The organism is Sphingomonas sp. (genome assembly GCF_017304635.1).
Classification (GTDB): domain Bacteria; phylum Pseudomonadota; class Alphaproteobacteria; order Sphingomonadales; family Sphingomonadaceae; genus Sphingomonas.
In genome coordinates, this window is the sequence record NZ_JAFKMA010000001.1 from 77,962 (window position 1) to 90,430 (window position 12,469).

The following is a 12,469-nucleotide window of genomic DNA, read 5'->3' on the forward strand; positions in this document are numbered from 1 at the left end:
GGTGTATGCCGACCCGTCATTCCACACGGGCTCAGTGACCCGCCGCCAAAGCCGCGAGCAGCAGCAGCGCGACGATGTTGGTGATCTTAATCATCGGGTTGACCGCCGGGCCGGCCGTATCCTTGTACGGATCGCCCACGGTGTCGCCGGTGACCGCGGCCTTGTGGGCGTCGCTGCCCTTGCCGCCGAAATTGCCGTCCTCGATATATTTCTTGGCATTGTCCCAGGCGCCGCCGCCCGAGGTCATCGAGATCGCGACGAACAGGCCGGAGACGATCACGCCCATCAGCATCGCGCCGACGGTCGCGAAGCCCTGTTCGCGATTGGCGACCGCCTGGACGATGAAGAACACCGCGATCGGGCTCAGCACCGGCAGCAGCGAGGGGATAATCATCTCCTTGATCGCCGCGCGCGTGACGATGTCGACGGTGCGGCCGTAATTGGGGCGGCTGGTTCCTTCCATGATGCCCTTGTCCGCGGCGAACTGCGCGCGGACGTCCTCGACGACGCTGCCCGCCGCGCGGCCGACCGCGGTCATGCCGAACGCGCCGAACAGGTACGGCAGCAACGCCCCGAGCAGCAGCCCGACGATGACGTACGGATTGCTGAGCGTGAAGTTGATCGTGCCGATCCCGAGCTGGGTCGCATAGCGGCCGAGGTCGGTGGTGTAGGCGCCGAACAGCACCAAAGCCGCCAGCGCCGCCGAGCCGATCGCATAGCCCTTGGTCACCGCCTTGGTCGTGTTGCCGACCGCGTCGAGCGCGTCGGTGCGGTGGCGGACGTCGTCGGGCAGGCCGGCCATCTCGGCAATGCCGCCGGCATTGTCGGTGACCGGGCCATAGGCGTCGAGCGCGACGACCATGCCGGCGAGCGCCAGCAGGCTGGTCGCGGCGAACGCCACGCCCAGGATGCCCGCGATCTGGTAGGTCGCGATCACCGCGACGACGATCACGATCGTCGGCAGCGCGGTCGATTCCAGGCTGATCGCCAGGCCCTGGATGACGTTGGTGCCGTGACCGGTGGTCGATGCCTTGGCGATCGACTTGACCGGGCGATAGTTGGTGCCGGTGTAATATTCGGTGATCCAGACGAGCAGGCCGGTGACGGCGAGCCCGATCAGCATGCACCAGAACAGCCCCATGCCGGTGAACGTCACGTCGCCGGTCGCGCCCGCGACGGTCATGGTCTGGTTGAGGTCGACGAGCGTGTATTTCGTCGCGACGTAGATCGCCGGAACCGACAGGATCGCGGTGGTCCAGAACCCCTTGTACAGCGCCCCCATGATCGACTGGCCGCCACCGAGGCGGACCATGTAGGTGCCGATGATCGAGGTGATGATGCACACGCCGCCGACGATCAGCGGCAGGCTCATCAGCGCGAACAGGTTCTGCGCATCGGGCAGCAGCAGCGCGATCGACACCATGGTCAGACCGAGCGTCACGACATAGGTCTCGAACAGGTCGGCCGCCATGCCGGCGCAGTCGCCGACATTGTCGCCGACGTTATCGGCGATCGTCGCGGGGTTGCGGGGATCGTCCTCCGGAATGCCGGCCTCGACCTTGCCGACCAGGTCGGCGCCGACGTCGGCGGCTTTCGTGAAGATGCCGCCGCCGAGGCGCGCGAAGATCGAGATGAGCGAGGCGCCGAAGGCGAGGGCGGTCAGCGCGGCGACGATCTCGTGGTCGCCCGGCTCGAGGTGCTTGACCCCGGTCAGGTACCAGAAGATCCCCGCGATCGACAGCAGGCCGAGCCCCGCCACCAGCATGCCGGTGATCGCGCCCGAGCGGAACGCCATCGTCAGCCCGCCCTGCAAGCTACCGCGCGCGGCCTCCGCCGTGCGCACGTTGGCGCGGACCGAGATGTTCATGCCGACGAACCCGGCGACCCCCGACAGGATCGCGCCGATCAGGAACGAGACGGTCGACAGTCCGCCGAGGGTGAAGAACAGGATGACGGCAACGATGACGCCGACGATCGCGATGGTGGTGTATTGGCGGCCGAGATAAGCCTTGGCGCCTTCCTGCACGGCCGACGCGATGTCCTGCATCTTGTCGTTGCCGGCCGGCGCACGGAGCACCTGCTGACTGGTGATGAAGCCATAGAGCACGGCAATCAGGCCGCACGCGATGGCCGCGTAGACGATCGTCATTCCTCTTCCCCTGCTACTCGTACGTCGCCGGTCGGCGCGCACTCTTTCCCTAGGTGGGGAGAGGTATAACCGGGCATCGGCGCGGCGCAAGCGCCGGAAGTCAGTGCTGGTACCCGAGCGGACCGGCGACCGGACGACCGTCGAGCAGCACGTCGTGGTCGCAGCGCGGCAGGACGCGACCGATGGCGCGGGCGGGAAGGGCGGGGTCGAGTGGTCCGGCGGTCAGCAACAGCGCGTAATCGTCGCCCCAGCGCATGTCCGCCTCGTCGAACAAAGGCGCGATGTCGATCGTCACCCCGCTCGCCGCCGCCATGCGCGACGCGTCGAGCAGCAGGCCGTCCGACACGTCCATCATCGCGTGCGCGTGCGGTGCCAGCGCGCGGCCCTCCGCGAGGAGCGGGCGTGGGCGGAGGTAGGCGAGGTGGTCGGTGTCGCTCGCGGTTCCGCCCTCGCTCAGGCCCAGCCAGCCGCGCCGCGCCGCGCCGATCGTGCCCGCCAAGTACAGCGTATCGCCCTCCCGCGCACCACTCCGCGCCGGCACCGGCCGCGTGGTCGCGCGTCCGATCGCGGTGCAGCCGAAACTCGCCGGCCCGGCCGGTCGGATGGAGTCGCCGCCGAGCAGCGGTACGTCATACTCGCTCAGGATCGCGCGCAATCCCTCGACGAACCGCTCGCTGCCATCGCCCAGGCTCGCCCCGATCAGCACGCCGACCGGCTCCGCGCCCTTGGCGGCAAGGTCGGACAGGTTCACCGCGACCAGCTTCCACGCAATGTCGAACGGATCGGTGCCGGGCAGATAATGGACGCCCTCGGCGATCATGTCGTGCGTGACGATCAGCGCTTCGCCGCCGATCTCGATCACCGCCGCGTCGTCGGCCAGGCCCCGCGCGCCGGGATGAAGCGGCAGCCCGCGCAATGCGGCGATGAAGTCGGCTTCGGTCACGGCTCGCGCCTGGCGCCGTCCAGTTCACGCTCGCGGCGTCGCGCCTCGGCTTCCGCCGCCTGCCTTTCCGCCTTGGTCCGGCCGAAGGCGGCGCGATTGGCCGCGGCCTTCGCCGCTGCGTCGGTCCGCGCCTTGGCCTTGCGGGCGCGGTTGAGGTTGACGATCTCGGCCATCGCGCCGGCGATCAGCCCCGAGGCTCGCCCTCGCGAGCCTCCTTCGCCACCGCGTCGAGCACGCCGTTGACGAACCCGGCCTCGCGCTTTTCGTAGAAGGCGCGGGCGACATCGACATATTCGGTGATGACGGTGGCGACCGGCACGTCGGCGCGCGCGAGCAGTTCGTAGGTCGCGGCGCGGAACAGCGCCTTCATCGGCTTGTCGAGCCGCTCGATGCTCCACCCGGCGGCGAGCTTCGCGGCGATCGCAGCGTCGATCTCGCCCTGCCGCGCCAGCGCCCCGGTCACGACGTCGTCGAAGAAATCGATATCGGCCTCGTTATACTCGGCCCCCTCGATCTCCGCGCCCAGCCGATGCTGGTGGAACTCGACCAGCAATTTGGCCTGCGGCGTGCCCTCCATCTCGTGCTGATAGAGCGCCTGCGTGGCGGCAAGGCGCGCGGCGGCGCGGGCTTTCGTACGGGCGGCGGTTCGACGTGACATTTCAGTTGCGGGACCATTTCTTCAAAGGTTCTTGTGCAGCGAGCGCCACACTTGCGTCGTCGCCCGGCTCGATATTGATGACATGCTCGGGGCCAAAGGGAATTTCGGTCCCTACCCAAAACGCATCGTTCTCGGCAATCGCATTGGGCTCGTTGTCGAGCAACCCGAAGTACCGGTCACTCGAAATTTCGCTGACCACTACCCACATTCGTTCGACCGAGACAGGATCTTCCTCGTTATTTACGCTGATCTCGAAAATCAGCTTTGCGAAATCGCCGATACGAAGCGACCGGCGCGCAATGAAGTCCGGAATCCAAAACGTTTCTGGTGCTGCGGCATGCGCCTCTTCGCCACTGCGCAGCGCCCAGCCATCATCGAAGAGCGCGGGCTCTCTCATTTCAATCGCAGCGCCACCGACCGGGCGTGCGCGGGCAGGCCCTCGGCTTCCGCCAGCGCGACTGCCGCCGGACCGATCGCGGCCAGGGCGGTGGCGTCGAGCGACAGGAAGCTCGTCCGCTTCATGAAATCGAGCACCGACAGGCCGGAGGCGAAGCGCGCGCGGCGGCCGGTGGGGAGGACGTGGTTGGGCCCGGCGACGTAATCGCCGACCGCCTCCGGCGTGTGGCGGCCGATGAACACCGATCCGGCATGCTTGACCATGTCGAACAGCGCGTCGGCATCGTCGCACGCCAGTTCGAGATGCTCGGGCGCGAGGCGGTTCACCAGCGGCATCGCCTCGGCCAGGTCGGTGGTAACGATGATCGCACCGTTCGCGTCCCAACTCGCTCGCGCGACCTTCGCGGTCGACAGCGCACCGATCTGGAGGTCGACCGCGTCGGCGACGGCGCGAGCCAGCGCGGCATCGTCGGTGAACAGGATCGACTGGCTGGAGGGGTCGTGCTCGGCCTGGCTCAGCAGGTCGGCGGCGATCCAGTCGGGCGAATTGCGGCCGTCCGCCACCACCACGATCTCGCTCGGCCCGGCGACCATGTCGATCCCGACCACGCCGTAGAGCTGGCGCTTGGCCTCCGCGACCCAGGCATTGCCCGGCCCGCACACGACATCGACCGGCGCGATCCGCCCGGTGCCGTAGGCGAGCGCGGCGATCGCCTGCGCTCCGCCGATCCGCCAGATCTCATCGACCCCGGCGACGTGCGCGGCGGCGAGCACCAGCGGATTGACCGCGCCGTCGGGGGTCGGGGTGACCATCACCAGCCGCTCGACCCCGGCGACCTTGGCGGGGATCGCGTTCATCAGCACCGAACTGGGATAGGCCGCGCGCCCGCCGGGAACGTAGATCCCCGCCGCATCGACTGCGCGCCACCGCGCGCCGAGCCGGGCGCCGACCGCGTCGGTCTCGTCGCGATCCTCCGGCTTCTGCTTCAGGTGATAGGCGGTGATGCGTTCGGCGGCGAGTTCGAGCGCGTCGCGCAGGTCGGGCGCCAGCGCGTCATGGGCGGCGAGCCACTCCGCCTTCTCGATCCGCCAGCCGGTCTCGTTCAGGTCGTGGCGATCGAACTTGCGCGTGAAGGCGTGGACCGCGGCATCGCCCTCGTCGCGCACGCTGGCGACGATCGTCCGCACGTCACGCGCGACATCGACATCGGCCTCACGCCGCGCATCGACCATCGCCGCGAACTGGCGCTCGAAACCGGGTTCGGAGGTGGACAGGCGGATCATGCCGCTGCCGCTCCCACCACCGCGCGCCGGAACGCTTCGACCAGCGGGACCAGCTCGGCGCGAGTCTTGAACGCGGCGCGGTTGACGATCAGACGGCTGGTGACCTCGGCGATCGTCTCCACCTCGACCAGGCCGTTTTCCCTGAGCGTGCGGCCCGACGACACCAGGTCGACGATGCGCGGCGCGAGGCCGAGCGTCGGCGCCAGCTCCATCGCGCCGTTCAGCTTGACGCATTCGGCTTGGACCCCGCGCGCGGCGAAATGGCGTTTCGTGACGTGCGGATATTTGGTCGCGACGCGGACATGGCTCCACCCGCGCGGGTCGTCGCCGGCGGCGAGTGCGGCCGGCTCCGCCACCGACAGCCGGCAATGGCCGATGCCGAGGTCGATCGGCGCGTAGAGCTCCGGATAGTCGAACTCGGCCAGCACGTCCGATCCGACGATGCCGAGCTGCGCCGCACCGTGCGCGACGAAGGTCGCGACGTCGAACGCGCGGACGCGGATCAGGTCGATGTCGGGGCGGTTGGTCGCGAAGCGCAGCGCGCGGCTGTCCTCGTCGGCGAAGGCCGGTTCCGGCTCGACCCCGGCGCGTGCGAGCAACGGCGCCGCCTCGGCGAGGATGCGGCCCTTGGGCACGGCGATGACGATCGGTTGAGCCATGCGCGGGGCTTTACTTGTGCACGTGCGAAGGAGCAATGCGTCGGTGTGTGGTCTGCTTTGAGCGGACGGGCGGTACCGGCCCACGCCCCCACCCGACCTCCCATTGCAGGATACCTTGTGGGAGGTCGGGTGGGGGCGTGGGCCGGTGCCGCGACAATAAGGAGTCGGCGATGGCGGGTGAGGAGAATAATCGCGGCGCGTTCCGCATCCAGGAATTCTACTGCCGCACCATGGACGCGCCGATGTATGCGCGGCTGTGCGCGGCGATCGCCGACGGGCTGACGCGCGAGAGCCGGACAGGCGCGCGCGTCCTCGACTGGCCCGGCGAGCCGACCCGCGACGCGCTGCCGCTGCGGCTGTGCGGCGGGCTCCATGCCTTGGTGCGGGCGGGCAAGGATGACGGGCTCGCCCGCGTGTTCGCCGGCGAAACGACCGATCCGGCGGCGATCGCGGCGGCGCTCAACGCCGCGCTGGTCGCGCATGACGCGGCGATGCTGCCGTGGCTCGACGGCCCGCCGCAGACCAACGAGCCCGGGCGGTCGGGTGCGCTGATGCTTGGCCTGATGGAGATCGCGCGGCGGCACGGGCCGAGGATCGAGGTGCTGGAGATCGGATCGAGCGCGGGGCTCAACCTGCTGATCGACCGCTACGCCTTCGACCTGGGCGGTACGCGGGTCGGGCCGGCCGACGCGGCCGTCACGATCGCGCCGGAGTGGCGCGGCGCGCGGCCGGCGCCGGTGCCGCTCGACATCGTGTCGGTGCGCGGGTGCGATATCCGGCCGCTCGACGCGACCGATCCCGCGGTCGAGACGCGGCTGCTCGCTTATGTCTGGCCGGAGACGCCGGCGCGTGGCGAGCGGCTGAAGGCGGCGATCGCGATGCAGCGGACGCAGCCCGTCGATCTGGTCGAGGCGGACGCCGCCGAGTGGATCGAGGCGCGGCTGGCCGAGCCGCAGGCGGCCGGCGTCACCCGCGTCCTGATGCATTCGGTGGTGTGGCAGTATCTGCCCGAGCCCGTCGCCGAGCGGATCCGCGCGGCGATGACGGCGGCCGCCGAGCGCGCCACGGCGGAGCGTCCGCTCGGCTGGGTGATGATGGAGCCCAACCGCGAGTCCGCGCGGCAGGAAGTGCGGGTGCGCAGCTGGCCGGGCCATGGCGAGTGGCAGCTGCTCGGGGTCGCGCACGCGCACGGGACGTGGGTCGGCACCGACCTCGGCATCATCGACGGCCAGCTCGGTCTCCCCGAATCGGCCAAGGTCACCGCCGGCTAGGCACCGCGTTCGCGTGGCGCCAGCCACGCGCGCATCGCGTTCGTCACCTGCTCCGGCGCTTCCCACGGCGCGAAGTGGCCGACGCCGTCGAGACGGTCGATCGTCAAATCGGGGACCAGCGCGTCGAGCCCCTCCAGCTGCACCGGCAGCAGCGCCTGGTCGTCCATTCCCCAGATCACCAGCGTCGGCATCCTGAGCGGCGGGAACGGCGCGTCGAGGAAGGCGGGGCGCGTCGGGGTCTCGTCCATCCCCGGCACCTGCACGGCGCTCGCGCGGTACCAGTTGAGCATCGCGGTCATCGCGCCGGGCTGGCCCCATTGCTCGAGATAGATCGGCTTTTCCGCGGCGATCTTCGCCCCGTCGACGTGCCGCATGAAGCTGTTGTCGAAGAAATCGGCCAGCCCGACACGGTCGAGATAGGCGTCGAAGTCGGGGTTGCGGAAGGCGGTGATATACTGGCTCGCCGCGCGCTGCGCCGGATCGTCGAACAGCGATTTCTGGAAGATGAACGGGTGCGGCGCGTTGACGATGACGAGCCGCGCGACGCGATCCGGATGGTTGAGCGCCGCCATCCACGCGATCGCGCCGCCCCAATCGTGCCCGACCAGCGTGAAGCGATCGATGTCGAACCGATCGGCCAGCGCGATCAGGTCGGCGACCGGCTTGTCCGGCGTGTAGTTGGCCACGCCCGCCGGCTTGTCCGATCTGGCGAAGCCGCGCTGGTCGGGGGCGAGGACGAAATGATCTTCGGCGAGCTCGGGAATCTGGTGCCGCCAGGTGCGGTGCGATTCGGGAAAGCCGTGGAGCAGGATGATCGCCGGGTTCGCCGGATCGCCCGCCACCGCGACGTCGAGTTCGATCCCGGTCGACAGCGCCACGCGCTGGAGCTCGAATTCCGCCATGTCCCACCGCTCTCCCGACGTTGCGATTGCCCCGCCACCGGGCCGAAGGTGGCGAAGTTGACGCGCAAAGGCGCCGTCCTTCGCCCCGCGGCGCTTCGCCATGCCGGGAACCGGCGACGATAGTGACAGGCGACATCCTACATTGCCAGCCCGCGTTTCACGGATGGACCGGCGGATCGACCAGCACCGTCGAATTGCCGTAGCCGTAGCCGGCGCTGGTCTTGAGCTGCTTGCCGTTGCCGAGGTCGCCGCCGTTGCACGACAGCAGCAGGTCGATGCAGTGGCTGGTCCAGCGCTCCATGATGCTGTCCTCCCACGCGCCGAACCAGTCGGAATGGAGCGTGGTCCCCGGCACCGCCCAGGCCATGCCGGGCATGCGGTCGGACGAGAGATACCAGGTGTCCGCCGTCGCCGACTCGTTGCCGCTGCGGTCGAGGGTCGAGTCGGTGGTGAACCAGGCCGCGATCTGGAACTGCGGGATGATATAGGGGTGCGCGGCGTCGCACTTGGGCTGCCCCCACGTATCGTAATATTGATACGCCAGGTGCGAGCGATGATCCGCGCTGTCGAGCTGCGTGCCGTTCCAGCAGATCGGCGCGACGACGACGGCCCCGATCCGCGCACCGACCGGGCAACCGGCCGCCGCCTGCGCGATGTCGGGGAAGTGGCCGCTCACCCCGCCGGCGCCGTCGCAATTCCAGTAGAACAGGCCGCTGTTCGACGGGCTCGACATGTTGAACCCGAACACGAAGCGCAGGCCGCGCGGCAATGCGACGCAGGCGGTCGCCTCGATCGCGCAGCGCGGGTCGCTGGCCGGCATCCGCTTGTAATAGATCTGGGCATAGTCGGCCATCACGACCTTGCCCTTGCCGTTCATCAGCGCCGGCATCCAATAGGCCGAGCGGTTGAGGAAGTTGTTGCACGTGCTGTCGCCGGTCGTGCGCAGCGACTGGTAGCTCGAATTCGCGTCAGCCAGCGTGTTGCCATAGAAGGTATGCAGGTGCGACTTGCCCGACTGGCCCGGATAGACGACGGGATCGTCGTACGCGTTGTGGCTCGGTGCGCAGAGGAAACGGAACGCGCCCTGGTCGACGTCGTGCCCGGGAATGTCGCCGGTGCCCCAGGCGGGCTGGAGATAATCGTCAACGCTGCCGATGCCCGACGACACCGGATCGAGACCCGCGAGCGACGGTGCCGGAACGGGCGTGCCCGCCGTCGTCGCGGTCGGCGACGGGGTCGGCGTGGGTGATGCGGTCGGCGTGGCGGCGGGTGTCGCCGTCGGTGCCGGACTGGGCGTCGGCGTGCCCGAAACGGGGCCCGCGGTCAGCGATGGATTATCGGATTCACCGCCCCCGCAACCCGCGAGAGCCAGAACGACGAGCGCCGGACCGAACAGCCGGACGCGAGAATGGATTTTCAACTCGATACATACCTTGACGCCCCCACCAACGTAAGGCGGCCCTCAAAGCGTATGCATTCCAGCAGGTTAATGATGTTGCGGGGAGCCGTGGCGATTAGCCGACCACTTGAGGAACCGTTTTCATCTCATCGCTGGCACGGACCGTTTGGTCTGGATCGGCCATAATTCGTTGGGCCGGCAAGGCGGCATTACCCGAATCGGTGACGGTTATTCGGACAGTTCCAGCAATTGCGTGCGCAGCGTCGGCCAGTCGTCGAACCGCCACGTCTCGGGCCGCTCGATGCCGATGATCGGATCGGTCTTGGTGCTGATCCGCAGCCACGGGATCGTGCCGCCGCTCGCATAACGGAACACCGCGACCATCGGGTGTAGCGGGTCGCGCTCGGTCTCGTCGAGCACGACGCCGAGCCGATCGCTGCGCAACCGAACCAGCGCGCCGGGCAGGAAAGTGCCGACGACACGACCGAACGCGCGCACCAGCCCGGTGTCGAACTCGCCGGGATGATCGCGCATATGGTCGATCGCCTGGCTCGACGACCATTTCGGCTGGCCCGGCGGCGGCGACGTCACCTTGTCGTAGAAGTTGCAGATCGCGGCGATCCGGGCGTTGCGCCCGACCGCATCGCCCGACTTGCCGGCCGGAAAGCCGCGCCCGTCGGGGCGCTCGTGATGATCGCGCACCACTTCCAGCACCAGTTCCGACATGTCGGGCACGCCTTGCAGCATGGCGTAGCCGCGCGCCGGATGCTCGCGGATCGCGGCCTTGTCCTCGGGCGTCATGCCGGCATGCGGCAGCAACAGGTAGGCGGGCAGCACGGCCTTGCCGATATCGTGGAGCAACCCGGCGAGCCCGGCGTCGCGAATGTCCTCCGGCGCGAAGTTAAGCTCCTGCGCCATCGCCACCATCCAGCCGCACACCGCGACCGAATGCGTGAAGGTATATTCGTCCTGCTGCCGCAGCCGGGTGATGCTGGGCAGCGCGACCGGATCGCGCATCAGCGAGGCGGTGACGCCGTCGACGATCTCGACCAGCTCGGTCGTCTGGACCGCGCGGCCTTCGCGCGCGGCCGCCATCTGCCCCGACATCGCGTCGCGGCCCGCCTCCAGGATCTGGCGCGCGCGGGCGCATTCCTCGCGGTGCGACGCGGGACGCGCGCGCAAGTGGAGTTCGCGGGCGCGCCCGAATACCGGCCGCTTCGGGGCCACCGACCGCAGTGGCGTCGTACTGGAAGGACCTCGCCAGTCGCCCGACAGCATGGCGCCGTCGTCTTTCGTCATCATCGTATCGCGTCCCGCTCATGGTGATACTGTCGGTGGCCGACAGCTCACTTTGGCGGATGCAATAATCGATCATCCTCTACAAAAAAGACGCTACGGCGTCCGCGATTCCATTATGGGTAGTCTGATCGAGATCAAGGGTATGTGGCGGTCTTCGGCACCTCGGGAATGGGGATGAACTCCCGTTCGTCGCCGGGCACCAGCGCGAAGCGGCCCGCCTTCCAGTCCTGCTTGGCCTGGTCGATCCGTTCCCGCCGCGAGCTGACGAAGTTCCACCAGACGTGGCGCTCGGTCGCGAACGCCGCACCGCCGCACAGCATCACGCGACCGCCGCCTGCCGACCGCAGCGTCATCGCCGCCCCCGGCTTGAGCACGTAGAGCGTGTTGATCGCGAGGGACATGCCGTCGAGTTCGGCCTCGCCCAGCGCGAGATAGACCGCGCGCTCGTCCGCGCCGGCATCGATCGGCACGCTGGCGCCGGGGTCGAGCAGGATGTCGGCGTAGATCGTCTCGGCATAGGTGGTGGTCGGCGCCCGCGCTCCCCACAATTCGCCCATGATGACGCGCGCCGTCGCGCCATGCCCGTCGATCACCGGCAGCGCGGCCTTCTCGACATGCTCGAACGCGGGGTCGATCTCCTCCTGGTCCTCCGGCATCGCCAGCCAGGTCTGGATGCCCGACAGCGCCGGTCCGTGCGCGCGCTCGTCTCCGGGCGAGCGTTCCGAATGCGCGATGCCGTGGCCGGCGGTCATCAGATTGACAGCCCCCGGCTCGATCCGCGCGAAGGTGCCGAGCGAATCGCGATGGTCGATCGCGCCGGCGAACAGGTAGGTGACGGTCGACAGGTTGATGTGCGGATGCGGGCGGACGTCGATCCCGGTGCCGACGTCGAGATGCGCCGGCCCCATCTGGTCGAAGAAGATGAACGGGCCGACCATCTGGTGCGGCTTCGACGGCAGGGTGCGGTGGACCTTGAACCCGCCGAGATCGTGCGTGGTCGGCGTGATGACGCGATCGATGAAGTCGTTGCTGCTCATGGGTTCAGCTCCGCGAGGATGGTGGTCAGGTCCTGGGGGAAATAGGGCTCGTCGAGCGTGGCGAGGTCGCCGGGCGCGAACCAGCGCCACGTCTGCATGACGCGGCGTTCGAGCGCGGTATGGCCGGCGGGATCGACATCGGCGGTGTCGGCGCGGACCAGGAAATAGCGTTCGTCGGCCGTCACCTCGATGCCCTCGATGGTCAGGAAATCGACTTCGCGGCGGAGCACTTCGGGTCCCGGATCGGCGGCGATGCCGGTCTCCTCCAGCAATTCGCGCCGCGCCGCCGCGGCGTAGCTCTCGCCCGGATCGACCGCGCCGCCGGGCGTGCACCAGAAGGGCGGCCGCCCGTCCTCCGGCGTGAAGCGGAACAGCAGGATGCGGTTCACCGGATCGAGCAGCAGGATGCGCGCGGCGGGGCGGGGGGTGCGGGCCATGCGAGGGAGATAGCGCCAGCTTGCCGCAAGCGCAT

The 12,469-nt window shown here is 68.9% G+C and carries 13 protein-coding genes; 1 reads left to right on the plus strand and 12 read right to left on the minus strand.

Going from position 1 to position 12,469, the window contains the following annotated elements; translation table 11 throughout:
• Window positions 1-31: 31 nt before the first annotated feature.
• The 7 genes from J0I47_RS00355 to hisG form a co-directional block, all read right to left on the minus strand.
• Complete coding sequence (locus J0I47_RS00355; RefSeq protein ID WP_294044456.1) at window positions 32-2,149, minus strand: sodium-translocating pyrophosphatase; 2,118 nt, start codon at window positions 2,147-2,149, stop codon at window positions 32-34.
• Window positions 2,150-2,249: 100 nt separating this feature from the next.
• Complete coding sequence (gene thiL / locus J0I47_RS00360) at window positions 2,250-3,092, minus strand: thiamine-phosphate kinase (protein ID WP_294044457.1); 843 nt, start codon at window positions 3,090-3,092, stop codon at window positions 2,250-2,252.
• Window positions 3,089-3,265, minus strand: coding sequence for a DUF4169 family protein (locus J0I47_RS00365; protein WP_294044458.1), 177 nt, complete (start codon window positions 3,263-3,265; stop codon window positions 3,089-3,091). The genes thiL and J0I47_RS00365 overlap by 4 nt, the downstream gene beginning before the upstream one ends.
• A gap of 11 nt (window positions 3,266-3,276) precedes the next feature.
• Entirely contained in the window at window positions 3,277-3,750 is a 474-nt protein-coding gene (nusB, locus tag J0I47_RS00370) for a transcription antitermination factor NusB (RefSeq protein ID WP_294044459.1), read from the minus strand.
• A gap of 1 nt (window position 3,751) precedes the next feature.
• A complete protein-coding gene (locus J0I47_RS00375; RefSeq protein ID WP_294044460.1) occupies window positions 3,752-4,147 on the minus strand; it encodes a hypothetical protein in 396 nt (131 codons plus the stop codon).
• Window positions 4,144-5,430, minus strand: coding sequence for a histidinol dehydrogenase (gene hisD / locus J0I47_RS00380; RefSeq protein ID WP_294044461.1), 1,287 nt, complete (start codon window positions 5,428-5,430; stop codon window positions 4,144-4,146). The genes J0I47_RS00375 and hisD overlap by 4 nt, the downstream gene beginning before the upstream one ends.
• Window positions 5,427-6,089: an ATP phosphoribosyltransferase gene (hisG, locus tag J0I47_RS00385; RefSeq protein ID WP_294044462.1), complete on the minus strand. Its 663-nt coding sequence runs from the start codon at window positions 6,087-6,089 to the stop codon at window positions 5,427-5,429. The genes hisD and hisG overlap by 4 nt, the downstream gene beginning before the upstream one ends.
• A 170-nt stretch (window positions 6,090-6,259) precedes the next feature.
• Between hisG and J0I47_RS00390 the strand changes: the two genes are divergently transcribed.
• On the plus strand, window positions 6,260-7,360 hold the full coding sequence (locus tag J0I47_RS00390) for a DUF2332 domain-containing protein (protein ID WP_294044463.1): 1,101 nt from the start codon (window positions 6,260-6,262) through the stop codon (window positions 7,358-7,360).
• Here J0I47_RS00390 and J0I47_RS00395 read toward each other — a convergent pair.
• The 5 genes from J0I47_RS00395 to J0I47_RS00415 form a co-directional block, all read right to left on the minus strand.
• Entirely contained in the window at window positions 7,357-8,262 is a 906-nt protein-coding gene (locus J0I47_RS00395; RefSeq protein WP_294044464.1) for an alpha/beta hydrolase, read from the minus strand. The genes J0I47_RS00390 and J0I47_RS00395 overlap by 4 nt on opposite strands.
• Before the next feature lie 157 nt (window positions 8,263-8,419).
• The gene (locus J0I47_RS00400; RefSeq protein WP_294044465.1) at window positions 8,420-9,682 is read right to left on the minus strand and encodes a DUF1996 domain-containing protein; all 1,263 of its coding nucleotides are present in this window, start codon (window positions 9,680-9,682) and stop codon (window positions 8,420-8,422) included.
• Window positions 9,683-9,889: 207 nt separating this feature from the next.
• Window positions 9,890-10,960, minus strand: a complete 1,071-nt coding sequence (locus tag J0I47_RS00405) for an HD-GYP domain-containing protein (RefSeq protein ID WP_294044466.1) — start codon at window positions 10,958-10,960, stop codon at window positions 9,890-9,892.
• Window positions 10,961-11,094: 134 nt separating this feature from the next.
• Window positions 11,095-11,997, minus strand: coding sequence for a pirin family protein (locus tag J0I47_RS00410; protein WP_294044467.1), 903 nt, complete (start codon window positions 11,995-11,997; stop codon window positions 11,095-11,097).
• Entirely contained in the window at window positions 11,994-12,434 is a 441-nt protein-coding gene (locus J0I47_RS00415) for an NUDIX domain-containing protein (RefSeq protein ID WP_294044468.1), read from the minus strand. Before J0I47_RS00415 ends, J0I47_RS00410 begins: the two co-directional genes overlap by 4 nt.
• Between the last annotated feature and the right edge of the window lie 35 nt (window positions 12,435-12,469).

Excerpts from the sequence above, each read along its gene's own strand:
- J0I47_RS00355 (WP_294044456.1), bottom strand. The coding sequence starts at position 2,149 with ATGACGATCGTCTACGCGGCCATCGCGTGCGGCCTGATTGCCGTGCTC.
- J0I47_RS00365 (WP_294044458.1), bottom strand. The coding sequence starts at position 3,265 with ATGGCCGAGATCGTCAACCTCAACCGCGCCCGCAAGGCCAAGGCGCGG.
- nusB (WP_294044459.1), bottom strand. The coding sequence starts at position 3,750 with ATGTCACGTCGAACCGCCGCCCGTACGAAAGCCCGCGCCGCCGCGCGC.
- J0I47_RS00375 (WP_294044460.1), bottom strand. The coding sequence starts at position 4,147 with ATGAGAGAGCCCGCGCTCTTCGATGATGGCTGGGCGCTGCGCAGTGGC.
- hisD (WP_294044461.1), bottom strand. The coding sequence starts at position 5,430 with ATGATCCGCCTGTCCACCTCCGAACCCGGTTTCGAGCGCCAGTTCGCG.
- hisG (WP_294044462.1), bottom strand. The coding sequence starts at position 6,089 with ATGGCTCAACCGATCGTCATCGCCGTGCCCAAGGGCCGCATCCTCGCC.
- J0I47_RS00390 (WP_294044463.1), top strand. The coding sequence starts at position 6,260 with ATGGCGGGTGAGGAGAATAATCGCGGCGCGTTCCGCATCCAGGAATTC.
- J0I47_RS00395 (WP_294044464.1), bottom strand. The coding sequence starts at position 8,262 with ATGGCGGAATTCGAGCTCCAGCGCGTGGCGCTGTCGACCGGGATCGAA.
- J0I47_RS00405 (WP_294044466.1), bottom strand. The coding sequence starts at position 10,960 with ATGACGAAAGACGACGGCGCCATGCTGTCGGGCGACTGGCGAGGTCCT.
- J0I47_RS00410 (WP_294044467.1), bottom strand. The coding sequence starts at position 11,997 with ATGAGCAGCAACGACTTCATCGATCGCGTCATCACGCCGACCACGCAC.
- J0I47_RS00415 (WP_294044468.1), bottom strand. The coding sequence starts at position 12,434 with ATGGCCCGCACCCCCCGCCCCGCCGCGCGCATCCTGCTGCTCGATCCG.